Source organism: Cypionkella sp., assembly GCF_034376685.1.
Lineage (GTDB): Bacteria > Pseudomonadota > Alphaproteobacteria > Rhodobacterales > Rhodobacteraceae > Cypionkella.
Genome location: NZ_JAXMJJ010000029.1, coordinates 131,369 through 157,524, shown reverse-complemented (window position 1 = coordinate 157,524; position 26,156 = coordinate 131,369). Strand labels below are relative to the sequence as shown.

Sequence of the window (26,156 nt, the reverse complement as noted above, 5' to 3'; positions counted from 1 at the left end):
CCCATTTTGAGCGATTGCCAAAAGATGGTTTTGGGATCTACCTGTCCAAGCTGCCAATAAGCGCGATCTGATCAGGGCCTGACGGTGCGGCGCCAGACCACTTGCACCGGGAAATTCTGCTTGCCCAAGGCCGCTTCATCGCTGGTCAGGATGGCGGCGATATATTCGGCGATCTCGTTGATCGGCTGACGGAATGTGGTCAGGTTGTAACCCAGCCAGCCGGCCTCGGGGATGTCATCAAAGCCAATCACGCAGATATCCTCGGGGATCGACAGCCGAAAATCCTGCCGGGCGGCGTCCATGAAACCAATGGCAAGCAGATCGGTGACGCAAAATACACCGTCAGGCCGCGAAGAGGCCGCAAGCAACTGCCGGGCGCTGTCGGCCCCGCTGGCATAGCCGGTGGGGCCAGCGCGACTGACCGTGACCGCGAAGCCTTCCGCCTCGGCTGCGGCGACAAAAGCGCGCTCGCGTGCGGTGACGCTGGGCGTGCCTGCGGTTGAACTGACCACGGCAAGCCGGGTGCAGGCGGCGCGCAGCAGCATCAGGCAGGCCTCGCGCGCGGCCTCCTCGTTGCCAACCATGATCCGCTCGGGCCCGATGATCGGATCGTCGCGGTTGATCAGGATCACCCTTTGGCCATTGTCGATACAGGTCTCGATCAGTGAGGCCGAGGGGCTGCCCGACACCACTACCGTCGCATCAGCCCGGTAGTTCAGGGTCTGGCGCAGCGCCGCTTCGACATTGGCAGGCTGCCCCGCCGTATTCAGCACCATCACAACCTTGCCGATTTCCTGCAACCGCCGCGTCACCGCCTCTAGAAACGAGGATTGATAGGGCGCCTGCATATCCGCCACAATCAGACAGACAATGCCTGATCGGTGCTGGATCAAACCGCGCGCCAGCAGGTTGACATGATAGCCCAGCTTTTCCGCCGCCGCGAGAACCTTGCGGCGGGTCGCCTCTGACACGCTGGCGCCTTCGGTAAAGGTGCGCGACACCGCCGAACGCGAGACCCCGGCAAGCTCGGCGACCTTATGCGCGCTGATCGAGGCCTTATGCGGTTTTTGCTTTGATTTCGGCATCGGGTGGTCCAGATGAGGAACGCTGCGTTGCAATGTTGCACAGTTCTGTGAACATTGGAACTGGCCATGCAAAACACCAAACAATACACTGTAATAGCGAGTATATTTTGATCGACTGCCCACAAAAATGCCGGTGATGTGAGCTGAATCCTGCTTTGTAACGAATTTATGACACTATTCTGTTGCACGGCTGTGCATTGACTGGCACTCTGAGGCGATGCAGGCGCACACTGCGCCATGCCATCGGGGGCTGCCTTGGACTCGACTATCCAGCTTATCAATCTGCTCGGCGCAGCCTCTTTGTTGATCTGGGGATTGCGCCTGATCAAAACCGGGGTGCTGCGGGCCTTTGGGGCTGTGCTGCGGCAATGGATTGCCAAGGGGACGACGAACCGGGTTTCGTCGGCGTTTTGGGGGTTTGTGGTAACGCTTGGTTTGCAATCCAGCACCGCGACCGCTGTGATCACCGCCTCGTTCACGGCACGCGACATCGTGAACCCGCGCATGGCGCAGGCGGTGCTGCTGGGCGCAAATCTGGGCACTGCGGTGGTAACGCTGTTCTTGTCGATGGATCTTCACTGGCTGGGCAGCGCCTTGATCTTTGTCGGCGTGGTCATGTCGACATCAAGCACGACAAACGCGCCGCGCAATATGGGGCGCGCGGTGCTTGGGCTTGGGCTGATGCTGCTGGCCTTGCATTTGCTGGGCGACATCACCGCGCCGCTGCGCACATCGCCCACGGTGATCACGATACTTTCCGCGCTGGATGATGCGCCGGTGTTTGCCGTGCTGCTTGCGGCAGGGCTGGCAGTGCTGGCCTCCTCCAGTCTGGCTGTCGTCGTGCTGATCATGCTGCTGGCAAGCGCGGGCGTGGTAGAGCCGCCACTGGCGCTGTATCTGGTGGCCGGGGCCAATCTGGGCGGTGCGATTCCACCGCATCTCGCCGTGTCTGGCGATGGCGTGGTAGCGCGGCAGTTGACGCTGTCAAATCTGATCGTTCGGATGTTGGGCTCGGTTCTGGTCATGATGTTTGCGGTGCCGTTGGCGACACTGCTAGAGCGAGCGTTCCCTGATCCCGCGCACCTGACCGTGGCTGCCCATCTGGGTTTCAACATTGCGCTGCTGGTGATCTTTTTACCGCTGATCGGCCCGGTTGCGCGTATCGTAGAGCGCATCCTGCCCAATCGCGGCGATGCCACGCAAAGCGGCCCCAGCTATCTGGACGATAGTCTGCTGAACACCCCGGACATGGCGCTTGCTGTAGCTGCGCGCGAGACCCTGCGGGTTGGCGATCTGGTCGGTCAGATGTTGGAGCACACCCTGACCAGTCTACATCAATCGGATGAAGCCGCTTGCGCCGATGTTGGCCGTCTTGAAGATGAAGTTGACCGTCTGCATGAGGCGATCAAGCTTTACGTCACGCGCCTGGGCCGCACCGAGCTGGATGAACGCGACGCGCGACGCGCCAATGAGGTGATCTCTTACGCGATCAACCTCGAGCATGTCGGTGATATCATCGAAAGCGGGCTCGCAGAGATTGCCCTTAAGAAAGCCCGCAAGAAGCTGAGCTTTTCTGTCGAGGGGCTGGCCGAAATCGACGACTTCTACGCTCACACCCGCGAAAACCTCCAGATGGCACAGGCGATATTCCTGTCGCGTGATCCAGAACTGGCCCGGCGTTTGCTGGATCAGAAGGTGATCATCCGCAAGATTGAGGCGCAGTCCGCCGAAAGCCACCTGAACAGGGTGCGCGCCGGGCGGGTTGAGACGATTGAGACCAGCACCATCCATCTTGATCTGTTGCGTGACCTGAAACGGGTGAACGCGCATCTGGCCTCCGTCGCGCATCCGATTTTGGAAGAGCTGGGCGCGCTGCGAGAAAGCCGCGTCCGCGCCTCGTTGGCGTGAAAGTTTGAATGTGCGCCAATCAAACTGGCTTTGCAGCAAAATTGCCGCTTGGTCGTGAGAGGCTGCTGACCCGGCCCAGCGGTTTTGGCGGCCGTTCGGTGGCTATGGCCACGGCGGCGGCGGTGTGATCGGCGTGGTGGCGATCATTGTGCTGGTGTTGCTGCTGACTGGACGGATGTGACGCGATTACCCGTCAAATGGTTGAAAGATCCACTCGAATGTTGAGCGCGTTGGCGAAAATCCAAACGCAAGGTCATATGCATCCGTCGCATTTACGGTGAGTTTCGCTTCTACCAAGTTAGGAACGAAGTTGAAAACGCTGCGATCAGACAGTCCGTAGATCAACATTAGAACAGTTGAATTTGGCTGTGGGTCAAATGCTATAGTAACTTCCGCCCCCTTTACTCCAAATTGGTTGTATTGGCGCTGATCATAAAAATAGGGTTCCCAAAACCTGATCTTAACGCCACCGTTAAAAAGCGAGCAGTCGTCCAGCGCGGCATCGTGAAAGCCACCAACAGCTTCAAAAGCAAGTGATACCAACGGGTCGCAAAGCGTGCGCTTTTCATAAAAGATAAATGGCGGGATGTTTTGCATCGTTGTTGCCAATATGAAAAGAGCGGGGCTGAACCCCGCTCGATTATTTACCGGCTGAACCGCTTGTACTTCGCGCGTTTCGGCTCCAGCGCATCTGGACCCAAACGGCGGACTTTGTCTTCTTCGTAGGCTTGGAAGTTGCCTTCGAACCATTCGACATGGGCGTCACCTTCAAACGCCAGCATATGGGTGCAGAGACGGTCGAGGAAGAAGCGGTCGTGGCTGATGATGATCGCGCAGCCGGCGAAGTCTTCGATGGCGGATTCGAGGGCTTGCAGGGTTTCCACGTCGAGGTCGTTGGTCGGTTCATCGAGCAGCAGCACGTTGCCGCCCGAGCGCAGCAGTTTCGCCATGTGGACGCGGTTTCGCTCACCCCCCGACAGCAGGCCGACCTTTTTCTGCTGGTCGGTGCCTTTGAAGTTGAACGCCCCGGTGTAAACGCGGGAGTTCATCGACATATCGCCAAGCTGGATGACTTCCGAGCCGCCGGAGATTTCTTCCCAGACGTTTTTGTTGGGGTCCAAAGCGTCGCGGGATTGGTCGACGTAGGACAGTTGCACGGTATTGCCGAGCACGATGGTGCCCTCATCCGGTTGTTCTTGACCCGACAGCATGCGGAACAGCGTCGATTTACCGGCACCGTTCGGGCCGATCACGCCGACGATGGCACCCGGCGGGATGGTGAATGTCAGATCCTCGATCAGTTGCTTGTCGCCCATGTGCTTTTTCAGCCCGGTGACTTCGATCACCTTGGAACCGAGGCGTTCGCCGTTCGGGATGATGATCTGCGCGGAGGATGCGCGTTCCAGCACGGTCTGGCCAGCCATCTCGTTGTAGCGCGCCAAGCGGGCCTTGCCTTTGGACTGACGGGCTTTGGCACCCGAGCGGATCCATTCGAGTTCTTTCTCCAGCGCTTTCTGCTTGGATTTATCTTCGCGGGCTTCCTGGCTCATCCGTTTGGCTTTTTGGTCGAGCCAAGCCGAGTAGTTGCCTTCGTAGGGGATGCCGCGGCCACGGTCCAACTCCAAGATCCAAGAGGTGATGTCGTCGAGGAAGTAACGGTCGTGGGTGACGATCAGGATGGTGCCGCGATAGGCGATCAGGTGTTTTTGCAGCCAAGCGATGGATTCGGCGTCAAGGTGGTTGGTCGGTTCGTCGAGCAGCAGCATGTCGGGGGCTTCGAGCAGCAGTTTGCACAATGCCACGCGGCGGCGTTCCCCGCCTGACAGCGATTCGACATCGGCGTCATCGGGCGGGCAGCGCAGGGCGTCCATCGCGACGCCGACGGAAGCCTCAAGCTCCCAAAGGTTGCCGGCGTCGATCTGGTCTTGCAGGGCGGCCATCTCATCGGCGGTCTCGTCCGAGTAGTTCATCGCCAGTTCGTTGTAGCGTTCCAGAATGGCGGTCTGTTTGGCGACGCCAAGCATGACGTTGCCTTTCACGTCCAAGGACGGATCAAGGTAGGGTTCCTGCGCCAGATAGCCGACTTTCGCGCCCTTGGCGGCCCAAGCCTCGCCCTTAAAGTCGGTGTCCATGCCGGCCATGATTTTCAGCAGGGTCGATTTACCCGAGCCGTTGACGCCGACCACACCGATTTTCACGCCGGGCAGGAAGTTCAGGTGGATATTCTCAAAGCACTTCTTGCCACCGGGGTAGGTCTTGGAGACGCCTTCCATGTGGTAGACATATTGATACGAGGCCATTGGGGTGCTCCTGACAAAGTCGCTGTGCGCTGTTGCTGCGCTATGTAGCGATTGTTGGGGGCAAGGGCAACGTGGGGGTTATGCGGGACGTGGTGCTGGCACAGAAATGGTTTACAGATGATCGCGGATCGTGCTGCGCGGCCAGTCGCGTTTGTCCTACAACATGAGTGGCCCGAAATTCTCTTCACCGAATTTGTCCGGTGTTATGCAGCAAAAGCGCCAACAAAACTGAACCCGCGCGCGCCTGATTGGCTAACTTGGCGACATGTTAGAGCCATGACTCGTTCTCGGGTGATAGCCCGAACATGACGGTTGCGGCGAGGGCAACGGCGGAGAGGAAGTTCGGGTACCTGTCGGAGCGCATGGCGACGCGCCGCCAGTCCTTGAGGCGGCCGAACATGATCTCGATCCTGTTGCGGCGCTTGTCATGCTTGACGGGTTTGCTGCGAGACTTCCGAGCCGGGATGCAGGGCTTTATCCCCTTGTCTTTCAATGCATCTCTGATGCCAATCCGCGTCATAGCCCCGGTCCACCGGCAACCATTCTGCCCTCGGCAAGCAGCCCGGCAGGGCCGCTGCACCGTGTAATCACTGACCTCTGGCCTGCGGTGATGAAGAAACGGATCGGACGGCCGCCCGCGTCGGTGACGGCATGCAGCTTGGTATTCATGCCGCCTTTGGTTCTGCCAATCAGACGGCCTCGCTGGTCGTCGGTCCCGTTTTTGACCGCAGACTTGTCACCGTGCGGTGTGCTTTGAGGCAGGGCGCGTCGATCATGACGGTCTTCGGGGTGGCCGCCTCGGAAGGCCAGACCTCCATCATCCGGGTGAAGATGCCCTTGTCGCCCCGTCGCGCCCAATGCTTATTGGGGGTCTTTGGCGGGCCATACTCCCTGGGTGCGTAGCACCACCGCAACCCATTGCGATTGATGAAGATTATGCCGATCAAGACCCGGCATTCATCGACGCGCGGCTTGCCATTGCTCTTGGCAAAAGGCCTGTAGCCGCGCCATCTGCGCGTCCGTCAGCCAGAAAAGGTTGCTCATATCTCAGTCTCCTTACAGAGCCTGAAGCATGCCGTAACTGAAAGATCGATGGGCCTTGACCCTAGATACTTGTCGATATGCTTGGCCCAAACTTCGAAGCCTTCGTCGGATGAGCCGACAAAATACAGCGGCGGACAGGTTTATTGTACCGGCGGATAGTTCAGGCTGCCATCCGAGATCTGGGGATACTTGCCGGTATGTTCGCCGGTTTCGCCACGCAACCGGGCGCGGAAGCCGTCGTTGTATTGCACCAGATCTTCCAGCGTCGATTTCGCCCAGTTGCCTTCGCCCTCGGGGCTGGCCTTACCGGCGTTTTTCACCTCATGCGCGAAACCTTGCACGGCGTCCGGGTTGGCCTTGGCGACGATCTCATCCAGCACCGCGTGGGCCTCTGCCTCGGTCTGGCGCGCAATGGCAAAGGCGTTCACCTCAACCTTGACGCGCCGGCCTTCGGCATCGGCTTTGCCACGAATGTCATCGACTTGCGCGGCCAGACCCTCGGGGTGTTGCCGTTGGTGAAATACCAATCCGACACCCGTGCGGCCATATCGCGGGCGGCACGGCTGGAGCCACCCTGGAAAATCTCGGGCTGCGGATCAGCGGGCTTGGGTTTCATCGTGTAGTTGTTGAAACGGTAGAATTCGCCTTTGAAGGTGAAATCGTCCTGCCCCCAAATACCCCGCAACGCCCGGATGAATTCTTCGGAACGGCGATAGCGTTCGTCGTGATCCAGCCACGGCTCGCCAATCGCGTAGAATTCGCCCCGGAACCAGCCCGACACCACGTTGATGGCGATGCGGCCGTTGGTCAGTTGGCTGATGGTGGCGATCTGCTTGGCGGCGATCGCGGGGTTCCACGGGCCGGGCAACAGCGCCGCGATGACTTTCAGCTTTTCGGTGGCAGCAAGCAGCGCATGGCTGAACGCCACTGGTTCGTGTTGGTTATCAGCGCCATAGCCTGCGGTAAAGCGGATCTGGCTGAGGGCATAGTCAAACCCCGCCGCCTCGGCGATCTGCGCCAGTTTGCGGTTATAGTCGATGTCCCAGCTGGTGCGCTGTTCGATGTTGGGAATCACCAGGCCGCCTGAAACATTGGGCACCCAGTAGGCGAATTTGACGGGATCGGTAGTCATGTCAGCGGCCTTTTCGGGGTTATTCGCCAGCTTGCGCGGGGCGCAAAGCTTGCGGGAAATGCAGATCAAACTGGGCCACGGCGCGCTGCAACCGGGTCAGGGCGGCGGGGGCGGTCAACACAGCATCGGTGAAGTCTTTGTCCGAGACATGCACGGCGGTGGGCAGGGAATACGCCTCAAAGAACGCAAACAGCGGGCGCAGCTGATGCTCCACCGCCAGCGCGTGCTTTTCGCCACCGCCCGTCGCCGCGATCAGGATCGGTTTGCCGATCAAAGACAGGGGGTCCAGCAGGTCAATCAGATGCTTGAACAGGCCGGAATAGCTGGCCTTGTAGATCGGCGTTGCCACAACCAGCGCGTCGGCCGCGACAATACGCGCGATAAGGGCTTGGCCCGCGGCGTCCAGATCAGTCAGCCGACGCGCGCAGCCAAAGACACGGCAGCCTGCACCAAAGCGCGGGCCTCCGACGGGGTGGTGATGCTGCCAGACAGACCAACCGGTTCCAGCTTTGGCCTAGCCCCCAAAGGCACCGTCTGACGGTAGATTGGTGTTGTTTCGGCCAGATTCAGCCGAGATATGACACAGAAAGCAGTTGTGGATCGGCGTTTGATACGCCACTCCGAGGCGGTTGATCGGTCACGGGTTCTCGGCTGCTGACCCGTTCTTCACTTGTGATAAAGCTCTGCATATTGCTCGCGTAGCAGGTTCTTTTGCACCTTGCCCATCGTATTGCGCGGAAGCTGTGTTACGAACATCACGCGCTTGGGCTGCTTGAACCGGGCGAGATGCCCCTCCAACGCCGCAATGATGGCGGCCTCTGTCAGGCCTGGCGTACCAGTGGGCACCACAACCGCTGTCACGGCTTCACCGAAATCCTTGTGCGCGATGCCGATCACCGCGGATTCCAACACGCCAGGGATCTCGTCGATCTCGGCCTCGATCTCTTTGGGATAGACGTTGTAGCCGCCGGTGATGATCAGATCCTTGCCGCGCCCGACGATATGGACATAGCCCTTGTCATCGATGCGCCCCAGATCGCCAGTGATGAAAAACCCGTTCGCGCGCAGCTCGGCATCGGTCTTTTCCGGCATCCGCCAGTAACCTTTGAACACATTGGCCCCGCGCACCTCGATCATGCCAATCTCGCCCTGCAGCAGTTCAGCGCCGGTTTCAGGATCGGTCACGATCACCTCGGTACCCGGCAAGGGCAGGCCCACGGTGCCCGCCACCCGCTCACCGTCATAGGGGTTTGATGTGTTCATATTGGTCTCGGTCATGCCGTACCGCTCAAGGATCGCATGACCCGTGCGCGCCCGCCATTCGCGGTGGGTTTCGGCCAGAAGCGGAGCCGAGCCGGACACGAACAGCCGCATGTTGGCCGTGGTCTCGACGTTCAACATGTCGTCTTCCAGCAGACGGACATAGAAGGTCGGAACCCCCATCAGCACGGTCGCCCGTCCCATCAGCTCGAAAATGCGGTCGATGTCGAATTTCGGCAGGAAGATCATCGACGCGCCCGAGAACAGAGTCACATTGGTTGCCACGAACAGGCCGTGCGTGTGGAAAATCGGCAAGGCATGGATCAGCACGTCCTTATCGGTGTAGTGCCATGTTTCGCGCAGCGACAATGCGTTGGATACCAGATTGCCATGCGTCAGCATCGCGCCTTTCGAGCGGCCCGTGGTGCCCGACGTATAAAGCAGCGCCGCCAGATCGTCCTTGTCGCGCAGCACGGTGTCAAAACCTGCCGGGGCTGCGGCTGCTGCATCTGTCAGGCTGCCCTTGCCTTTGGCATCCAGCGTTACCATCCGCGCCTGAGCCTTTTCGGCGGCTACGGTCAGATCGGCTGCGCGCGAGGGGTCGCAAACAAACAACGATGGTTCGGCATCATTGATGAAATACGCGACCTCTGCTGCTGTGTAGCCAGTGTTCAACGGAAGGAACACCGCACCCACGCGGGCGGTGGCAAGATAGAGAATGATCGCCTCGACCGATTTCTCCGCCTGCACCGCCACGCGGTCATCCGGTTTCACGCCCAAAGACACCAGTGCATTGGCCATCCGGCCAGTGCGGGCGACGAGATCGGCGTAGTTGATGCGCGCGCCGTCAAGCGTCTCAATCGCGGGGGCCTCGGCATCGGTGATTGAGCGGGCGAGGATATCGAACAGGTTCGCGTTCATGAAAACTCCTGCAAAAACGGGAAATCAGGATTTATCGGTGGGCAGCGCGGTTTTCACGCTGTCCGAGGCGGAGACATAGCTGCGCTCGGCAAAGCCTTCGTGATTGGTCTCGATCTGACCAAGATCATAGAGGTAGTTCACCATCAGCCCATGCGATTGTTTCAGCCCATTGGCTGATATATCGCCCAAATAGTTCAGCCGTTCCAGCCGTGCGCCATTGCCCAAATGGAAGCGCGCCACCGGGTCGATCACGCGTTTCGATTTGTCGCGGGCGCGCAGGAAATAGGTGGCGGCGGCGGCCAGAAGTGGGGTGCGCAGCGCCTCGGCCATGGTGGCGTCCTGATGCCAACCGGGCAGATCCAGCACGGTAAAGGCATGCCGTTGCTCGGCACTGATCAGGTCAGAGGTTTCATCCTTGCGCTGTATCCCAAGCCAAGCCGCAAAGCTCGGTACCGGCGACAGGGTGACGAAGGTTTTGATGTTGGGCAGTTCACCCTTCAACTCCTCGACCACCTGTTTGATCAGAAAGTTGCCGAAGGACACCCCCGCAAGCCCGCGCTGGGTGTTCGAGATTGAATAGAACACCGCCGTATCGGCCTCTTCAGCGCGGATCGGCTGACGGGATAACTCCAGCAGGCCGCCGACATTGTCGGGAATGGCACGGGTCAGCGCCACCTCGACGAAGATCAGCGGCTCGTCCACCAGTTGCGGGTGGAAAAAGCCATAGCAGCGCCGATCGGTTGGTTGCAGACGGTTGCGCAAATCGTCCCAGTTCTGGATCGCATGCACCGCCTCATAGCGGATGATCTTTTCCAGAATGCTCGCCGGGGTGTTCCAGTCGATGTGGCGCAGCCCCAGAAAGCCGCGGTTGAACCACGACCCGAACAGATGCGCAAAATCGCTGTCCACCCGGCGCAGGTCAGCATTGTCGCGCAGGTGGCGCAGCAATTCCTCGCGGATGCGCACCAAAGCGGCGGTGCCGCCGGGGGCAAGGTTCAGACGACGCAACAACTCTTGCCGACGTGGTTCGGCGGCGGCGTGCAAGGCCTCAACAGCCTCCATCGACTCGGGTGTTTTCTGCATGGCGGCGAGGGCGGCTTTCACCGCCTTTGCGTCGGGGCCAAAGTTTTCGGCCAGTGCCTTCAGGAATGCCAGCCTTGCCGCCGTATCGGCATCCTCAAAAGCGGCCAGCAGGGCGCGGGCGATCACCACGCCCGAAGCCTCCCCCCGCCGCGACAGCAGGCGCTGGCCCAGTTCAGACAGGTCGGGGACGACGATTGTCTCTGGCCCCGCACCCTCGCGCCATCCGAGCAGACGACGGCCGCGCACCGTCAGGCTTTCGAACAGATCACCCAGAAAGGCAGGGCGGCTGTGGCGTTGGGGTTGTTCGGTCTTGATCATCACGGACCTCCGGGGTTGCTATTGCTGCCGGGATCAACCCGGCAGCACGACGAAGATGATCCACAGCACGATGGGGGCGATGATCGTCACCAAGGCACCGTAGTTGAGCAGTTTGCGGAAGAACGCCTGCTTGTCCACACCCTGCGCATTGGCCAGAACCAATGCACCATTGGTTGAGAACGGACTGACATCAACAATGGTCGAAGCAACCGCCATACCCGCGATAAAACCGATTGCGCCGACACCGGTGCCCGCTTGCAAAAACGGCACCGCCAGTGGGATCAGTGAACCGAGCACAGCGGTAGACGACGCAAAGGCGGACACCACCGCGCCGACAAAGAACAGCATCAGAGCCGCGAGCATCGGCGAGGCCATGCCAGCCACACTGACACCGACAAAGTCAATGGTTCCCATATGTTCCAGCACCGCGACATAAGTGGACACCCCGGTGATCAGCATGATCTCGGGCCAAGCGACCTGCGCCATGGCGCGCTTCTGCATGGTGGGGGCGCAAAGAGCCAGCGCCAGACCGATGGTCAGCGCAACGAAGCCAATGTCCAGCTTGAACGCCAGCACGAGCACAGACAGCAGCATCAGCGAGGCGAGCGTGAAAACCTGATACAGATTGCCGTCGCGGTGATTGCCTTCTTCAACTTCGGCGACCAGCTTGTTCGATGCGCCACCGCCTTCTTCTCCGATCCGGCGGCTTAGGGCTTCGGCCTCACTATCGCCAAAGATCTGCGGACCCGTGGCGGCACGCGTGATCTCAATATGCGGGACCTTGATGGTTTCGATGGTTTGCATGCGCATCTGCATCAGTTTGCGTCCGCCCAGCACCATGAACAGCAGTAGCGCCACCGCCGCGTTGACTGCGAAGCTGGCGGCAAAGGTGGTCATCGGGCTCAGCGGAAGTCCCGCCTTTTGCACCACACCATTGGTGATGCCGCCATAGATGCTGATCGGAGAGAACCCGCCAGCCTGAGCGCCGTGAACCACCATAAGGCCCATCAGCAGCGGCGAAATCTGGTAGCGGAAAGCAAAGCCAAGCGCGATTGGCGCGACAATGGCCACAGCGCCGGGGCTGACAGCGCCAACCGAGGTCAACAGCGCCGAGATGCCAAACATGATCCACGGGATCGCCGCGAGGCGGCCTTTGACCGCACGAACCGCCATGCGCACCAGCCAGTCAATCGTGCCGTTGTTTTGCGCCAAAGCAAACAGCCAGGTGATGCCGACCAAGGTCAGGAATAACCCGCCCGGAAAGCCTGCGATGATGTCTTTGGTAGATTGTGCGGCCAGCAACGTGCCGACAAGAAAGGCCCCGACAAATGCCAGTACCCCCATGTTGATCGGCCAGATGGTGGCGACGACAAACATCGCGACCAAAGCATAAATAGAAATCAGATGTGGTGACATGCGTGGCTCCTCTCCCTGCATTCGCCTGTGCCGGAATTCCGGCTGTCTATCCGCCCCACCCTCCAAAGTAAGGCGAATCTCCCCAAGAGCGTTATACTCATTGATGGCTCTGTTGTATATAACAAGATGCTGCATGGATATTATATCTGGGGTGGACTAGAGTTCAGCAAACAGGAAGGAAGATCGAATGCGCGCGATTCCCAACGCTTTGCGGATCAGGAACGCTCTGGAAAACGCAATCGTTCAGGGGGTCTACGCCCCCGGAGAACGGCTGGACCCTGAGGCCCTGGAGCGTGAGTTCGACTGTTCGCGCACACCGATCCGCGAGGCGCTGTATCAGCTGGAATCTTCCGGGTTGGTCCGGGTGATGCCCAAGCGCGGTACTTTCGTCACCTCTTGGACGGCCGAGCAATTGGCGGAACGCTTCGAAGTCATGGCCGAGACGGAGGCCACCTGCGGCCGTCTGGCAGCGCGGCGCATCACAGAATCCGAGTTGGTGGAGTTCGAGATAATCCACGCCCGCTGTCGCGAATTGGCGGAGGCGGGGGACACTGAAGGGTATTACCGGCACAACTCGTTGTTCCACCATTGCATTTACCGCGCCACCCACAATGCTTTTCTGGAACACGAGGCAGCCCGACTGCATGCCATGCTGCAGCCCTATCGGCGGATGCAGTTGCGGGTTCGCAACCGTATGTCACGGTCGTATAGCGAACATGACACCATCGTGGCCGCGATCCGAGCCGGAGACGCTGAGGCGGCGGCGACAGCGCTCCGCGAACATGTGATTGTTCAGGGCGACCGTTTTCACGACCTTCTTTCTGCCCTACGTCAGGCGGGCGAAAAGAAGGTGGGAAGGTAGCGGCCTTGGCGAAAAACTTGCAGCTTGAAACTTGCGATCAGAAATCCAGCCCCAGATCCAGCGTGCGGGCAGAATGGGTCAGCGCACCGCTGGAAATATAATCCACCCCCGTCGCCGCCACTTCGGCGATGCGTGGCAGCGCCATATTGCCAGAGGCTTCCGTCACCAATCGCCCCGCGACCAGATCGACCGCTTGCCGCAGCGTCGGCGTGTCCATGTTGTCCAGCAGCACCACATCTGCGCCGCCAACCGCCAGCACTTCGGTCAGTTGTGCCAGCGTATCGACCTCGATTTCAACCTTTATCATATGCGAAACCGATGCGCGTGCGGCCATCAGCACCGCACGGATACCGCCCGCCGCCGCGATGTGATTGTCTTTGATCAGGATCGCATCTGACAGCCCAAAACGATGGTTGAAGCCGCCGCCATGCAGCACGGCGGCCTTTTCGACCATGCGCAGGCCCGGCGTGGTCTTGCGGGTGCAGGTGATGCGCGTGGCGGTGCCCGCAGTCTGGGCCACGAAGGCCGCCGTCAAGGTGGCAATGCCGGAAAGCCGCCCGGCAAAGTTCAGCGCGACACGCTCGGCCGACAGGATCGACGCCGCAGCGCCTTCGATCTCCATCAGCACATCACCTGGCGCGCACTGGCTGCCATCGGCGCGGTGCAAGGTGATCGCAAGCGCTGGGTCCACCAAGCGAAAGGCAATGGCGGCCAGTTGCATCCCCGAAACCACGCCGGTTTCGCGGGCATTCAGTTTGGCACGGTAGCGCGTCGCCGCCGGGATCACCGCACGGGTGGTCACGTCACCATTCGGGCCAAGATCTTCGATCAATGCCGCGCGCACCAGTGGTTCCAGCAGCAGGTCGGGTAGCGGCGCGAAAGCGGTGGTCATTCCGAGGTCTCCGTTACGGATTGGCGCAGGGCAAGCGCTTCGGTCAGCGTGAGGGTGCTGCGATGCGCCAGCGCGGGATTGGTATCTGGGAAATCACGGCGGCAATGCGCGCCGCGCGATTCCTGCCGCAACAAGGCTGCGGCGGCGATCAAAGTGGCAGTGGCGGTCATGTTGAGGAAATTTGGGTGCTCGGACGCCTGATTTTCAAGATCGGCAATCCGGCGCAGCGCCAACCGCAGGCCAGCCCCATCGCGCACAACGCCGACATGATCCGTCATCACGGCCCGCAGCGCTGCGACCAAACCGGGGTCGAGGGCGCGGCCGCCCGCTTGCAACGTCAGGGCCACGGGCAAGGTGTGATCGCTGCTGAGACCCTGCGCAATATTGCGCGCGGCACGGCGACCGTAGACCAATGCTTCGAGCAGCCCATTCGAGGCGAGGCGGTTGGCGCCATGCAATCCGGTCGCACTGGCCTCACCGCAGGCCCAAAGTCCGGCCAGACTGCTGCGTCCCTGCGGAGACACGGCAATGCCGCCCATGTGATAGTGCGCAGCTGCCGCCACCGGAATGGCTTGCGTCACCGGATCAATGCCGCCGCGACGACAGGCTTCGGCCACGGCGGGAAAGCGATCGGTGATCTCGGCCCCAAGCGCCGCGCGGGTATCGAGCATTGGACGGCGCCCGGCTTCTGTTTCGGCAAAGATGGCGCGGGCCACCACATCACGCGGCGCAAGTTCGGCATCGGGGTGGACGGCCAGCATAAAGCGCGTGCCGCCACGGTTGATCAGGGTAGCGCCTTCGCCGCGCAAAGCCTCGGTCGCCAAGGGGGCGGGGTCTTCGCCCATGTCGATGGCGGTCGGGTGGAACTGCACGAATTCGGCATCCGAAATCACCGCCCCCGCCCGCGCCGCCATGCCGATCACCTGACCCCGGATGCGGGGTGGATTGGTGGTCAGCGCATAAAGCCCGCCCGAACCACCACCCGCCAACAGCACCGCCGCCCCACGCAGCAGGATTGGTGCAGAACCTTCTGTTGCTTCGATCACGACTCCGGTGACTTGGCCGTCTGGCAGCGACAAATCCGTCGCCATCACGCCTTCTATCACCTGCACCGAAGCCGTGCGCCGCACTTCGGCAATCAGCGCGGCCATGATCTCGCGGCCAGCCTGATCGCCGCGCACCCGGACCACCCGCGCCAGACTGTGTGCCGCCTCACGCGACAGCACATAGCCGCCCTGCGCATCGCGATCAAACGGCGTGCCGATCGCGGTCAGGTCCAGAATATGTGTGTGAGCCTCGGCAGTCACAAAAGCCGCCACCTCGGCGTCGACCGTCCCTGCCCCCGCGCGCACGGTATCGGCGGCATGGGCCTCGGGGCTGTCGGCTTCGGCCATCGCGGCGGCAATGCCGCCCTGCGCCCAAGCCGAGCTGGCACCCTGCCCCAGCGGATCGGGCGAGATAATCAGTACGGGATGCGGCGCAAGGTTCAGCGCAGCATAAAGCGCGCCCAGACCCGCGCCGACAATGATCACCCGTCCGGTGTCGACGCTGTGCATCGCCTGCGCTGTCATGGCTTAGGCCGCAGCCCGACTGATGTCGATCATCCGCTGCACCGCGACCCTTGCACGCGCTGAAATCTCGGCATCGACCAGCACCTCACCCGTCATGCTGTGCAGCGCATACAGGATCTTTTCCAGCGTGATCATCTTCATGTAGGGGCACATGTTGCAGGGCTTGGCGAATTCGACCTCGGGCAGTTCATCGGCGATATTCGCCGCCATTGAGCATTCCGTCACCAGCATCGCTTTGGCGGGTTTATGTTTGTGGACCCAATCAATGATGCCCTTGGTAGAGCCGGTGAAATCCGCCTCGGCCACCACTTCTGGCGTGCATTCCGGGTGGGCGATGATCTTCACATCGGGGTCATGCTCGCGATATGCGCGCAGATCAGCGGCTTGGTAGAGTTCATGCACGATGCAGGAGCCTTCCCACCACACCACGCGTTTGTGCGTCAGCGCCGCGACATTGCGGGCGAGATATTGGTCGGGCGTCATGATCACGGTGTCGCCCTCCATCGCGTTGACGACTTGCAGCGCATTGGCCGAGGTGCAGCAGACATCCGACGCCGCCTTCACCTCGGCGGTGGTGTTGACGTAAGACACCACGGGCGCGCCCGGATAGCGCGCGCGCATTTCGGCCACGCCATCTGCCGTGATCGATTCCGCCAGAGAACAGCCCGCGGCCATATCGGGCATCAGCACAATCTTCGACGGGTTCATGATCTTCGAGGTTTCCGCCATGAAATGCACACCGCATTGCACGATCACATCGGCCTCAACCTCGGTCGCTTTGATCGCCAATTGCAGGCTGTCACCGACAAAATCCGCAACACCGTGGTAAATTTCTGGCGTCATGTAGTTATGCCCCAGGATCACTGCGTTGCGCTCCGCCTTCAGCCGATTGATCGCAATGACATAGGGCGCAAACATCGCCCAGTCGGCCAGCGGCACCACGCGATCCATCTTGGCATGGATGTGTTTCGTGGCCTCGGCTGCATCCAGCGATGGAGCAAGATCGTAATGGGCAGCCAGTTCGGCGCGCAGTTCACGAATATCGGTCAAGATCGGCGTTCCATTGCTGAGCGGCGGGGATAAACCCGTTTGGGTGCACGACTGCCTATAAAGCCTTTTGCGGGTGACGCAAACCCTTCACAAAACAGCGTTTTTTGACCTTTTGGTGAAATGCGGCGACTTGAATCGCGGATCGCGTGAACTTCTAGCACACGGGGTGCCAGGCAGCGCAGGTTACAAGCTTTTGCCCAGCCAGAGGTTCGCCGGGAAGCTGGTATAGGCAGGAATGTCCTGCCAGCCGTCGCGGCGGTAGAGGGCGATGGCTTCGGTCAGGGCGGCGTTGGTATCAAGTTTGAGATGGCTGTAGCCAAGCGATCTGGCGCGGGATTCAATGCTTTGCATCAGGCGGCGGGCAAGGCCCTGACCACGGGCTGATGGGTCGACCCAGAGGCGTTTGACCTCGGCCGTGGTGGCATCAAGCGAGCGGATGGATACGCAGCCGACCGGAAGATCATCGCTCCACGCGATCAGGAATGCCCCCCGTGGCGGGCGGTATTTCTGCGCATCGTGCAGCGGCAGCCCCAACATATCTGGCGTGACGCCAGCGATCTTCTCGGCCAGCAAAGCGTAATAGGCCTTCAGGCAGGCGAGCGCTTCGGGGGCATCGGGGTCGGCGTCGCGGATATCGAGCTGGTCTTGCAAAAGCGTGGTGGCGATCAGATCCATCGCGTCGATCAGGGCTTGTTGACGCGCGCCCGCGCGGGACAGGGTTTCGGCGGCTTTGGCATAGCCGATGGCCTCGTAAGCCGTCATTTCGGCCTGACCTGCGGCGGTCAGTTGCGCTGTGCGGCGGCGGCGGTCGCTGGTGTCAGGGGTCAGATGGATCAGACCTTCGGCTTCCAAGCTGCGCAGCAGGCGGCTGAGCAGACCGGAGTCGAGGTTCAGTTTGGTTCGGATGTCAGCAATATCAGTGCCTTGCGGTTTGACCAGCTGCAATACGCGGGCAGCACCCAGCGGGCGGCCTCGGCCAAGATAGGAATGATCCAGCGCGCCGGTCTCACGGGTGACCGCACGGTTGAAGCGGCGCAGGCGGGCGATGGAGTCAAGCATGGGCGGGCCTTTGTGCTGCATTGGTCAGCGGGGGTTTCACACCCCCGCACCCCCGTGGGATATTTTAGGACAGATGATAGCAAATTTTAGTCAAATTGGCTGGAGTCGTCCCATTAATTAGCTGACTTAGATCAGGTATTTTCTGTGGTCAAGAGCGCCGCTGTGAGGCGTTCGTGCAATTTTGCGCCTTTGGCGGGGGTGACCTGAGCAACCCAAGCGATCTGGGCGAGGAAATTGGGGGCTTGGCGGCGCAGATCGGTGAGGCGGCTGAGGTGGTGGATTGTGGCCTTGAGCAGGTCGTAATTTTCCCGTGGGGTTGATATGTTGAGCGGGAAGCCTTGCTCGATGGCAATTCGCGGAACCGCGCGCAGCAGGGGCGCGCCCTGCGGCAGATAGCGGTTCCAAAGCAGATTGCGGGCGGCAAGTTTGGGGGCCTTGTTGGGCAAGGAAAGGCGCAAGGGCACGGGTTAACCTCACCTGTCCTGCATAGCCGGATCTGAATGCAGTTCAGCCACGGCCATGCGTCGAATGTAACGGCTTGCGATCTTTGGGAGGGGAAGCCCCGCCCAGCCGGAGGTCCGGCGTCTTAACCCGTGCCTTGCAGCAAGCGCTTTGCCTACTGCAAGCCATTGTAATGGCGCGTGACTTCGGGTCAACATGGCAAAATGAAAGCAGGGTTTCCCATTGCGGCCAAGGGCATGGTTGTTGGCCTTTTGGGCGGATCGTTTGATCCGGCGCATGAAGGGCATGCGCATATCACCCGCGAGGCGTTGAAGCGGATGGGTCTGGACCGGGTGTGGTGGCTGGTCAGCCCCGGCAATCCTTTGAAGGCCCGCCAGCCTGCGCCGATGGCGGAACGGCTGACACGGGCGCGGCAGATGATGTCGGATCCGCGGGTGGTGATTTCCGATCTGGAGGCGCGGTTGGGCACGCGGGCGACGGCGGATACATTGCGCAAGCTGCAGGCGATCTATCCCGGCGTGCATTTTGTCTGGCTGATGGGGGCGGATAATCTGGTGCAGTTTCACCGCTGGAACCGCTGGCGGGACATTTTGCGCTCGGTTCCCGTCGGAGTTTTGGCACGGCCGGGGTCTGGGGTCGCGGCGCGGACAAGCGTGGCCGCGCGGGCGTTTCGGGTCAATCAGGTGGATCGCGGTGAGAATTTGCGCGGGCGCAAAGCGCCGGCGTGGTGTTTTGTCAACATCCCGATGAATGGCGCGTCATCGAGTGCGATCCGGGCGCGGGGCGAGTGGAAGAAGTAGGGCTGCCGCAAAGCCTGATCTAAGGTTCAATATGTGCCGCTGCCAGATGAAACGAGATTGCCCGCGTATCGGCATTGCCCAGTTCCAGCTTGGGAACCCAAGTATCGCTGACAAAGCAAATTGCGTTCGCTCCGGCCATCAGCGGGACGCGGACTTCGGTCTTACGGTCGGTCAAAGCGAGAGTCTGGACGGTTGTGCCGTTTCGCTCTACCCGCAGCTTGATAGACGTGCGGCGGTAATTTTCCACACCAAGCACCAAGGTCGCCCCAGCGGTTGCGCTTTGAACATCCAAGGTTGACCGCTCTTTGGCGATCAGATGTTGCGGACCCATGAACCACTCGTCACCCCGCGCGTAAGACCGGGCCAGATCAAAAGAACCCGGTTGCGCCGATGACGGTTGTGCCGCCGCCGCTGGTCGTGTGGCATTGGGCCTTGCACGCGCCACGCACAGATGTCCAACCGTTGGAACCGCCGAGGCTTCGATCTTGACCGACAGGCCGGTGCGCTGAAGGCAGGCGGTTATGAAGGCTTCAGACCAGCCGCTTTCAAACCAGCCCATTTTCGCAATGCAGTAGATCGATTTGGGGTCGTTGCGCAGCCCCCAATGCCGCCACATGTTATTGATAGGCTCACCAGCAAAGATGATCGCACCATCGGGTTTCAGCATTTTGCCCAACCGCTCGATCACGGTCCACGGCCGGATGGCGTGGTGCAGACATTCATAAAACAGCACCGCGTCAAACCGATCTTCTGACAAGAATTCGTCAAAGGTGCCCTGCGCGGCGACGATCGGCAGGCCGTGGCGCAACTGTCTGCGCCGGATCAGTTCGACAAAACTAGGATTGATATCCACCGATGTGACGCGGCAGCCCAAGGTGGCGAAAAACTCGCTCGACATGCCCCAGCCTGCGCCCATGTCCAACACCTTGGCATTGGCAGGCAAGTCGGCAACCGCGATCAGATGCGACAGCCGCAAATAGTGTCGCACCATGCTGTTGGGATTGGTCATCGCATAGGCATTGGCCCCGGCGACGTGGTGGTCCACATTGAAATCGGATTGCTCGTTGGCCTCTTGATCAATCGCCCGACCGGAAATTTCGTGGTACAGTGCAAGCTGTTGATCAACATAGGCTTCTGAAAACGGATCAAGGTCTTCATTCACCTTCATCTGCGGGCGGTAACGCATGCCCTGCCAATATTCCATCGCCTTGGCGCTGGAAGGTCCGCCCAAAGCGTCGACTTTTGCAATGAACGCGGGCAGGTCAGCTTTCGAAAACGTGCTCATAAATTTCTTCACCTTTATCGAAAACACGAAATTCGGTATTTCATTGCAGGACGGACATAAGCACCAAAAAATCTGCAGGACAATGGGGTTTCAGGCAGGATCATAGGTGTGGAAGTCACGTCATCGGTGCATAAACGAGGCGGCGAGACTGTGTGGCTGTTTATGACTTTGGTGTGACGAAGGTGGAATTTTCTGGGCTGCGATTGCATCGCAGCCACGCCCAAGGCTATTTGTGCGATGGGATGACCAAGGGAATCGACATGCTGGTTGGGCGCAGATGGGTGTTGGGCGGGCTGCTGGCGGGGGCTGCGCTGCCTGCGTGGGCAGAAGCGCCTGCGGTGTCGCTGCGGCCCAAGGCACGGGTGATCAAACCAACCGGCGCGGCGGCGCTGGTTGAAGCGGCCAAGCTGACCGGTGTGGTCGGCTATTGCGTGGCGGATCTGGCGACCGGGCGGGTGTTGGAGTCTTTTGGCGAGGCGCAGACCATGCCGCCTGCCAGTGTCACCAAATCTGTGACCACCGCCTTTGCGCTGGAAAAGCTGGGGATCGAGCATCGCTTTGTGACGCGGGTGATGCGGACGGGCGCTGTGGTGAACGGGCGGCTCGACGGTGATCTGATCCTGGCGGGGGGCGGTGATCCGACCTTTGACACCGACAAGATGGGCGATCTGGTGGCGGCGCTGGCGGCCTCGGGGCTGCGCAAGGTGACGGGGAAGTTTGTGGCCTATGCCGGGGCTTTGCCAGAGCGGGTGGAGATCTCGGGCGATCAGCCGGATTTCGTGGGCTATAATCCGGCGATCTCGGGGCTGATGCTGAATTTCAACCGGGTGAACTTCGTCTGGAAAGCGGTGAATGACGGCTACAGCCTTGCGATGAACGCGGAAGGTGCGCGGTTCGTGCCGCCGGTCAGTATGGCACGGGTGCAGGTAGTGGACCGCGATGTGCCGGTGTTTGCCTATGAGGCGGGCACGGCGGGCGACAATTGGACGGTGGCGCGCGGGGCTTTGGGGCGCGAAGGCTCGCGCTGGTTGCCGGTGCGTCATGCGGCGGCCTATGCGGCGGAGGTGTTTCAGACCCTGTGCGCGGCGCAGGGGATCAAACTGCCAAACGCCGAGGTGGTTTATACCCTGCCCGCTGCGGCAGAGATTGTGCGCCACGAGTCCGAGGTTTTGCCGGACCTGCTGCGCAAGATGATGCGGTTTTCGACCAATCTGACCGCCGAGGCAGTGGGGCTGGCGGCCTCGGGCGCAGGCACGCTGGAGGGGTCAGCGGCGGTGATGACAACATGGGCGCGGCGGCGGTTTGGCGTGCAGGCGGTGTTTGGCGATCATTCTGGGCTTGGGCCGAAAAGCCGGATCAGCCCGTCGGCGATGGTGCAGGTGATGATCGCGGCGCGGCGCGACAAGCGGCTTTCGATGCTGCATGACCTTCTGAAAACCGTCGATCTGCCCAGCGTCGATGGCAAGCCCGCAGCGAAAGCCGCCAAGTCGGGCAGCATGGCGCGGGTGCATGCGAAAAGTGGCACGATGAACTTCGTCTCGAACCTGTCGGGCTATGTCGATGCGCCGGGAGGGCGGTCGCTGGCGTTTGCGATCTTCACCGCCGATGTGCCGCGCCGTGCGGCGGTGCCAGTGTGGAACCGGGAATCACCCGAGGGCGACCGGGCTTGGGTCAAGCGGGCGCATCGCCTGCAAGGCCAGTTGCTGCACCGCTGGGGCAAGACTTATCTTTGACCGCGCCACTTATTTCGGCAAATGCTGCCGTTTAAGCCGAAGGTCGCCGCATCCCGCAAGGCGATGCGCAAAAGGTTTGCGGTGATGTCCGTCAGCCTGTGCCGCGCGCCGCGCTGCACTGGGTGGCAGGCTGCATCACTCGGAAAACGCACTCAGATTTCCCCGGCGTAATCGTCGCAACCGCTGTAACTGGATAGACAGAACCATCACAGCGTGTAGTCTTGCCCTGTGTCGGCGAGGGCTGAGGAGCCTGCGTCACGGACCATTTGCATCAACAGGAGGATTGCATGGATCGTCGTTCGTTTTTGACTAAGGCTTCTATCGGGGGTGTCAGCGCGGCGGGGGCCGCGATGCTGGCCTCGCCGATGATTGCGCAGTCGAGCCCCAAGGTCACCTGGAGGATGACCTCTTCTTTCCCGAAATCGCTGGATACCATCTATGGCGGAGCTGAGGTTCTGTCGAAGATGCTGTCGGAAGCCACCGATGGCAATTTCCAGATTCAGGTGTTTGCGGCGGGGGAACTTGTGCCCGGTGGCGCGCCTGCGGCGGATGCGGTCAGCGCGGGTACGGTCGAGGCCTGCCACACCGTTGGCTACTATAACTTCGGTCAGGATCCGACCTTTGCGCTGGCGGCGGCTGTGCCGTTCTCGCTGTCGGCACGCGGGATCAACGCCTGGCACTACCACGGCGGCGGCATTGATCTTTACAATGAATTCCTTGCCACCAAGAACATCTTCGCTCTGCCCGGCGGCAACACCGGCGTGCAGATGGGCGGTTGGTTCCGCAAGGAAATCAACACGCTGGCAGACCTTCAGGGCTTGAAGTTCCGCGTGGGTGGCTTTGCCGGCAAAGTGCTGACCAAGCTGGGCGTGGTGCCGCAGCAAATTCCGGGTGGCGACATCTATCCGGCGCTGGAGAAGGGCACGATTGATGCGGCGGAATGGGTTGGCCCCTATGACGACGAAAAGCTTGGCTTCTACAAGGTCGCGCCGTTCTACTACTACCCGGGTTGGTGGGAGGGTGGCCCGACGGTTCACTTCTTCTTCAACAAGGCGCAATACGAATCGCTGACGCCGCAATACCAATCATTGCTGCGCACGGCTGCGCGGGCAGCGGATGCCGATATGTTGCAGAAGTATGACTACAAGAACCCGACGGCGATCAAATCTCTGGTTGGCCAAGGCGTGCAGTTGCGTCCGTTCAGCCCGGAAATCCTGCAAGCTTCGTTCACCGCTGCGAATGAAGTTTATGCCGAGATGGAAGCCACCAACGCCCCGTTCAAGAAAATCTGGGAGTCGATCAAGGCGTTCCGCAACGACTACTATCAGTGGACGCAGGTGGCGGAATACAACTACGACACCTTCATGATGATCCAGCAGCGCGACGGCAAGCTGTAAGCCAGACGCCAAAAGAAAGCCCCCGCCGAGTGATCGGCGGGGGCTTTTTCATGCGCTCAGGTTGGGGTCAGGGCGCGGGGGCGACTGGCTTTGTGGTGTCAAAGCTGGGTGGCTGTGACAGTAGGTCGTTGTTCAAGGGGGCAGGCGCTGCGGGTGCAGCCGGGGTGGCTGGCCCGCCCAGACCCGTGCCCAAACCGCCATCCAGCCCACCCAGACCACCAAGCCCGCCCAAACCAGAGTTCGGCGCGGTGAAGGTGACATGCGAGGTATCCACCACCGCGCCCTTGTAGTGCATCACCATCTGCGGGAAGGCGATCACCAGCCCGATCATCACCACCTGGATCACCACAAAGGGCACCGCCCCCCAATAGATCTGGCTGGTTTTGACGGCTGCGGTCAACTTGCCGGTCACTTTGTCGATAAAGGGTTCTTTTGGCGCCACTGATCGCAAGTAGAACAGCGAGAAGCCAAACGGCGGATGCATGAACGACGTCTGCATGTTGACGCCCAAAATGACGCCAAACCAGATCAGGTCGATGCCCATCTTGTCGGCGACAGGGGCCAGCAGTGGCACAAGGATGAAGGCCAGCTCGAAGAAATCGAGGAAGAACGCCAGCAGGAACACCAGAATCGAAACACCGATCAGGAAGCCCAACTGCCCGCCCGGCATCGCAGTCAGCAGATGCTCGACCCAGAGGTGGCCTTGCACGCCGTAGAAGGTCAGCGAAAACACCCGCGCGCCCAGCAGAATGAACATCACGAAGGCGGAAAGCCGGGTGGTCGAGGCCAAAGCCTGCTGGATGACTGACAGGCTCAAGCGGCCTTTGACGCCTGCCAGAATCAGCGAGCCGACAGCGCCCATTGCACCGCCCTCGGTCGGGGTGGCGATGCCAAGATAGATCGTGCCGAGAACCAGAAAAATCAGTGCCAGCGGTGGGATCAGCACGATGATCACCTGCGAGCACAGTTTAGACATCCAGTTCAGGTTCAGCGCCCGATCCAGCAAGGCCGCGACATAGATCGCGATGATGGCAATCGAAGCGCCAATGATATCAGCACCTTCACCGTAACGTGGCAGCAGGGCTTTGATGATCAGATAGCCCATGACGCCCGCGATCAGCAGCGACACCATCAGCGAGGTGACGCCACTGCCCAAAGTGCGCGCTTCTTTCGGCAGGGCCGGAGCCCAGTTCGGTCGGAACATCGTCACAAGGAAGACATAGCTCATGTACAGCCCGGTCAGCACCAGACCGGGGATCATGGCACCCTTATACATGTCGCCCACCGAGCGACCCAGCTGGTCGGCCAGAATGATCAGCACCAGCGAGGGCGGAATGATCTGCGCCAAGGTGCCAGAAGCGGCAATCACCCCACTCGCCAAGCGTCGATCATAGCCGTAGCGCAGCATGATCGGCAGCGAAATCAGGCCCATAGCGATCACCGAGGCCGCGACGACTCCGGTTGTTGCCGCTAGCAGCGCGCCAACGATGATCACGGCATAGGCCAAGCCACCGCGCACCGGGCCGAACAACTGGCCGATGGTTTCCAAGAGATCCTCGGCCATGCCAGAGCGTTCCAGCACGATGCCCATGAAGGTAAAGAACGGGATGGCCAGCAGGGTTTCGTTCTGCATCACCCCCCAGAACCGTTCGGGCAAGGCGTAAAGCAGCGGCCAATCGAGTGTGATGGTGCCTTCCGACAGCGGGGCAAGCCAGACACCGAAGATGAAGAACAGCAAGCCGTTGGCGGCCAGCGAGAAGGCCACCGGGTAGCCTGCCAGCAGGAACACCACGAGAGAGACGAACATGATCGGCGCCATGTTCTGCGCGATCAGTTCCATCATTTGCGTTCTCCCTTGGCGGTTTGCTCAGCTTCAGCTTGGGCGGCGGCGAGTTGCTCAGCCAGTTCCGCGCCTTCCAGCGCGGCGGCCTCATGGGACGAGACAAACGGCGTGGGATCGGGGATCACCCCGCGCATCACCGCGATTTTCTTGATGATTTCCGAGATACCTTGCAGCGTCAGCAGCAGCATGCCTGCCAGCAGCAAAGCCTTGGCGGGCCACAACGTCAGCCCGCCCGCGTTGTTCGAGGTTTCGCCCGAGTGATAGGATTGCAGCACATAAGAGACGAAATACACGTCCATCAGAATCGCGAAGGGCATCAGGAAGAACACATGACCAAACAGGTCAATCCAGTGCTGGGTGCGCCGCGACAGCGCCCCATAGACAATGTCGATGCGGATATGTTCATTTTGCCGCAGCGTATAGGCCGCCGCCAGCAAAAACGCCGCGCCATAGAGATACCATTGCATCTCTAGCAGGGCGTTGGACGAGGTGTTGAACACCTTGCGCACCACGGCATTGCCTGCACTCAACAGAATGGCTGCCAGAATGAACCAGCCGACCGCTTTGCCGATTACTTCGGTGCCCCGATCTATAAAGCGTGATAATATCAACATGATGGCTCCCCCCATGCGCGTGACTTTGGCCAAGTCGCATCTAACGGTCAATCGGCTATGCGGGATGAAGTGCAATCAGCCCGCGAATTTGGATTCCATTTGGCATCGACGTAAGGTCATG

General features: G+C 60.5%; 23 protein-coding genes and 1 pseudogene. 6 read left to right on the top strand and 18 right to left on the bottom strand.

The genetic code is table 11. From position 1 onward, the window contains the following. Positions 1–71: 71 nt before the first annotated feature. Entirely contained in the window at positions 72–1,085 is a 1,014-nt protein-coding gene (locus tag U1A24_RS06815) for a LacI family DNA-binding transcriptional regulator (protein WP_322321213.1), read from the bottom strand. A 255-nt stretch (positions 1,086–1,340) separates the two neighbouring features. Between U1A24_RS06815 and U1A24_RS06810 the strand changes: the two genes are divergently transcribed. Together U1A24_RS06810 and U1A24_RS21670 are read left to right on the top strand one after the other, a co-directional pair. Continuing rightward, positions 1,341–2,993 (top strand): Na/Pi cotransporter family protein, encoded by a 1,653-nt coding sequence (locus tag U1A24_RS06810; protein ID WP_322321212.1) that lies wholly within the window; start codon positions 1,341–1,343, stop codon positions 2,991–2,993. 124 nt (positions 2,994–3,117) lie between these two features. Further along, the gene (locus U1A24_RS21670) at positions 3,118–3,174 is read left to right on the top strand and encodes a hypothetical protein (protein WP_416173472.1); all 57 of its coding nucleotides are present in this window, start codon (positions 3,118–3,120) and stop codon (positions 3,172–3,174) included. 5 nt (positions 3,175–3,179) lie between these two features. Here the strand turns inward: U1A24_RS21670 and U1A24_RS06805 are convergent, their stop codons facing one another. From U1A24_RS06805 to U1A24_RS06770, 9 genes and pseudogenes are all read right to left on the bottom strand, one after another. Further along, complete coding sequence (locus U1A24_RS06805) at positions 3,180–3,590, bottom strand: hypothetical protein (RefSeq protein ID WP_322321211.1); 411 nt, start codon at positions 3,588–3,590, stop codon at positions 3,180–3,182. A 47-nt stretch (positions 3,591–3,637) separates the two neighbouring features. Next, positions 3,638–5,293 carry an energy-dependent translational throttle protein EttA gene (gene ettA / locus U1A24_RS06800; protein WP_322321210.1) on the bottom strand — a complete coding sequence of 552 codons (1,656 nt, stop codon included), beginning with the start codon at positions 5,291–5,293 and terminating at the stop codon, positions 3,638–3,640. A gap of 268 nt (positions 5,294–5,561) precedes the next feature. Beyond that, positions 5,562–6,337: pseudogene (locus U1A24_RS06795) on the bottom strand (IS5 family transposase). Positions 6,338–6,477: 140 nt separating this feature from the next. Then, on the bottom strand, positions 6,478–6,765 hold the full coding sequence (locus U1A24_RS21665) for a hypothetical protein (RefSeq protein ID WP_416173468.1): 288 nt from the start codon (positions 6,763–6,765) through the stop codon (positions 6,478–6,480). Continuing rightward, a complete protein-coding gene (locus U1A24_RS06790; RefSeq protein WP_416173467.1) occupies positions 6,762–7,469 on the bottom strand; it encodes an LLM class flavin-dependent oxidoreductase in 708 nt (235 codons plus the stop codon). The genes U1A24_RS21665 and U1A24_RS06790 overlap by 4 nt, the downstream gene beginning before the upstream one ends. Positions 7,470–7,488: 19 nt before the next feature. Continuing rightward, positions 7,489–7,875: an NAD(P)H-dependent oxidoreductase gene (locus U1A24_RS06785; protein WP_416173470.1), complete on the bottom strand. Its 387-nt coding sequence runs from the start codon at positions 7,873–7,875 to the stop codon at positions 7,489–7,491. Between the two features lie 260 nt (positions 7,876–8,135). Continuing rightward, positions 8,136–9,650: a malonyl-CoA synthase gene (locus U1A24_RS06780; protein ID WP_322321208.1), complete on the bottom strand. Its 1,515-nt coding sequence runs from the start codon at positions 9,648–9,650 to the stop codon at positions 8,136–8,138. Between the two features lie 24 nt (positions 9,651–9,674). Then, the gene (locus tag U1A24_RS06775) at positions 9,675–11,051 is read right to left on the bottom strand and encodes a malonyl-CoA decarboxylase (protein ID WP_322321207.1); all 1,377 of its coding nucleotides are present in this window, start codon (positions 11,049–11,051) and stop codon (positions 9,675–9,677) included. Positions 11,052–11,084: 33 nt separating this feature from the next. After that, complete coding sequence (locus U1A24_RS06770; protein WP_322321206.1) at positions 11,085–12,467, bottom strand: SLC13 family permease; 1,383 nt, start codon at positions 12,465–12,467, stop codon at positions 11,085–11,087. Positions 12,468–12,654: 187 nt separating this feature from the next. On the opposite strand from U1A24_RS06770, the gene U1A24_RS06765 reads away from it, so the two are divergent. Next, positions 12,655–13,329, top strand: a complete 675-nt coding sequence (locus U1A24_RS06765) for a GntR family transcriptional regulator (RefSeq protein WP_322321205.1) — start codon at positions 12,655–12,657, stop codon at positions 13,327–13,329. 37 nt (positions 13,330–13,366) lie between these two features. Here U1A24_RS06765 and nadC read toward each other — a convergent pair whose 3' ends face one another. From nadC to U1A24_RS06740, 5 genes are all read right to left on the bottom strand, one after another. Then, positions 13,367–14,221: a carboxylating nicotinate-nucleotide diphosphorylase gene (nadC, locus tag U1A24_RS06760; protein ID WP_322321204.1), complete on the bottom strand. Its 855-nt coding sequence runs from the start codon at positions 14,219–14,221 to the stop codon at positions 13,367–13,369. Beyond that, on the bottom strand, positions 14,218–15,777 hold the full coding sequence (locus U1A24_RS06755; protein ID WP_322321293.1) for an L-aspartate oxidase: 1,560 nt from the start codon (positions 15,775–15,777) through the stop codon (positions 14,218–14,220). The genes nadC and U1A24_RS06755 overlap by 4 nt, the downstream gene beginning before the upstream one ends. Before the next feature lie 18 nt (positions 15,778–15,795). Beyond that, positions 15,796–16,842 carry a quinolinate synthase NadA gene (gene nadA, locus U1A24_RS06750; RefSeq protein WP_416136307.1) on the bottom strand — a complete coding sequence of 349 codons (1,047 nt, stop codon included), beginning with the start codon at positions 16,840–16,842 and terminating at the stop codon, positions 15,796–15,798. Between the two features lie 183 nt (positions 16,843–17,025). Next, entirely contained in the window at positions 17,026–17,901 is an 876-nt protein-coding gene (locus tag U1A24_RS06745) for a helix-turn-helix domain-containing GNAT family N-acetyltransferase (protein ID WP_322321203.1), read from the bottom strand. Between the two features lie 131 nt (positions 17,902–18,032). After that, positions 18,033–18,365 (bottom strand): hypothetical protein, encoded by a 333-nt coding sequence (locus tag U1A24_RS06740; protein ID WP_322321202.1) that lies wholly within the window; start codon positions 18,363–18,365, stop codon positions 18,033–18,035. A 201-nt stretch (positions 18,366–18,566) separates the two neighbouring features. On the opposite strand from U1A24_RS06740, the gene U1A24_RS06735 reads away from it, so the two are divergent. Beyond that, complete coding sequence (locus U1A24_RS06735) at positions 18,567–19,163, top strand: nicotinate-nucleotide adenylyltransferase (protein WP_322321201.1); 597 nt, start codon at positions 18,567–18,569, stop codon at positions 19,161–19,163. A 19-nt stretch (positions 19,164–19,182) separates the two neighbouring features. Here U1A24_RS06735 and U1A24_RS06730 read toward each other — a convergent pair whose 3' ends face one another. Next, complete coding sequence (locus U1A24_RS06730) at positions 19,183–20,448, bottom strand: class I SAM-dependent methyltransferase (RefSeq protein WP_322321200.1); 1,266 nt, start codon at positions 20,446–20,448, stop codon at positions 19,183–19,185. Positions 20,449–20,600: 152 nt separating this feature from the next. Here U1A24_RS06730 and dacB point away from each other — a divergent pair, with 152 nt between their 5' ends. Together dacB and U1A24_RS06720 are read left to right on the top strand one after the other, a co-directional pair. Beyond that, on the top strand, positions 20,601–22,181 hold the full coding sequence (gene dacB / locus U1A24_RS06725; RefSeq protein ID WP_322321199.1) for a D-alanyl-D-alanine carboxypeptidase/D-alanyl-D-alanine-endopeptidase: 1,581 nt from the start codon (positions 20,601–20,603) through the stop codon (positions 22,179–22,181). A 287-nt stretch (positions 22,182–22,468) separates the two neighbouring features. Beyond that, positions 22,469–23,578 (top strand): TRAP transporter substrate-binding protein, encoded by a 1,110-nt coding sequence (locus U1A24_RS06720; protein WP_322321198.1) that lies wholly within the window; start codon positions 22,469–22,471, stop codon positions 23,576–23,578. 67 nt (positions 23,579–23,645) lie between these two features. Here the strand turns inward: U1A24_RS06720 and U1A24_RS06715 are convergent, their stop codons facing one another. Continuing rightward, a complete protein-coding gene (locus U1A24_RS06715; RefSeq protein ID WP_322321197.1) occupies positions 23,646–25,421 on the bottom strand; it encodes a TRAP transporter large permease subunit in 1,776 nt (591 codons plus the stop codon). Then, positions 25,418–26,050 carry a TRAP transporter small permease subunit gene (locus U1A24_RS06710; protein ID WP_322321196.1) on the bottom strand — a complete coding sequence of 211 codons (633 nt, stop codon included), beginning with the start codon at positions 26,048–26,050 and terminating at the stop codon, positions 25,418–25,420. Before U1A24_RS06710 ends, U1A24_RS06715 begins: the two co-directional genes overlap by 4 nt. Between the last annotated feature and the right edge of the window lie 106 nt (positions 26,051–26,156).

Bases quoted from the DNA above. Each gene is read 5' to 3' on its own strand.
- U1A24_RS06755 (WP_322321293.1), bottom strand. From the start codon at position 15,777: ATGCACAGCGTCGACACCGGACGGGTGATCATTGTCGGCGCGGGTCTG.
- U1A24_RS06780 (WP_322321208.1), bottom strand. From the start codon at position 9,650: ATGAACGCGAACCTGTTCGATATCCTCGCCCGCTCAATCACCGATGCC.
- U1A24_RS06710 (WP_322321196.1), bottom strand. From the start codon at position 26,050: ATGGGGGGAGCCATCATGTTGATATTATCACGCTTTATAGATCGGGGC.
- nadC (WP_322321204.1), bottom strand. From the start codon at position 14,221: ATGACCACCGCTTTCGCGCCGCTACCCGACCTGCTGCTGGAACCACTG.
- U1A24_RS06770 (WP_322321206.1), bottom strand. From the start codon at position 12,467: ATGTCACCACATCTGATTTCTATTTATGCTTTGGTCGCGATGTTTGTC.
- U1A24_RS06790 (WP_416173467.1), bottom strand. From the start codon at position 7,469: ATGACTACCGATCCCGTCAAATTCGCCTACTGGGTGCCCAATGTTTCA.
- U1A24_RS06735 (WP_322321201.1), top strand. From the start codon at position 18,567: ATGAAAGCAGGGTTTCCCATTGCGGCCAAGGGCATGGTTGTTGGCCTT.
- U1A24_RS06775 (WP_322321207.1), bottom strand. From the start codon at position 11,051: ATGATCAAGACCGAACAACCCCAACGCCACAGCCGCCCTGCCTTTCTG.
- U1A24_RS06720 (WP_322321198.1), top strand. From the start codon at position 22,469: ATGGATCGTCGTTCGTTTTTGACTAAGGCTTCTATCGGGGGTGTCAGC.
- U1A24_RS06815 (WP_322321213.1), bottom strand. From the start codon at position 1,085: ATGCCGAAATCAAAGCAAAAACCGCATAAGGCCTCGATCAGCGCGCAT.
- U1A24_RS06715 (WP_322321197.1), bottom strand. From the start codon at position 25,421: ATGATGGAACTGATCGCGCAGAACATGGCGCCGATCATGTTCGTCTCT.
- U1A24_RS06745 (WP_322321203.1), bottom strand. From the start codon at position 17,901: ATGCTTGACTCCATCGCCCGCCTGCGCCGCTTCAACCGTGCGGTCACC.
- U1A24_RS06730 (WP_322321200.1), bottom strand. From the start codon at position 20,448: ATGAGCACGTTTTCGAAAGCTGACCTGCCCGCGTTCATTGCAAAAGTC.
- U1A24_RS06805 (WP_322321211.1), bottom strand. From the start codon at position 3,590: ATGCAAAACATCCCGCCATTTATCTTTTATGAAAAGCGCACGCTTTGC.
- U1A24_RS06765 (WP_322321205.1), top strand. From the start codon at position 12,655: ATGCGCGCGATTCCCAACGCTTTGCGGATCAGGAACGCTCTGGAAAAC.
- ettA (WP_322321210.1), bottom strand. From the start codon at position 5,293: ATGGCCTCGTATCAATATGTCTACCACATGGAAGGCGTCTCCAAGACC.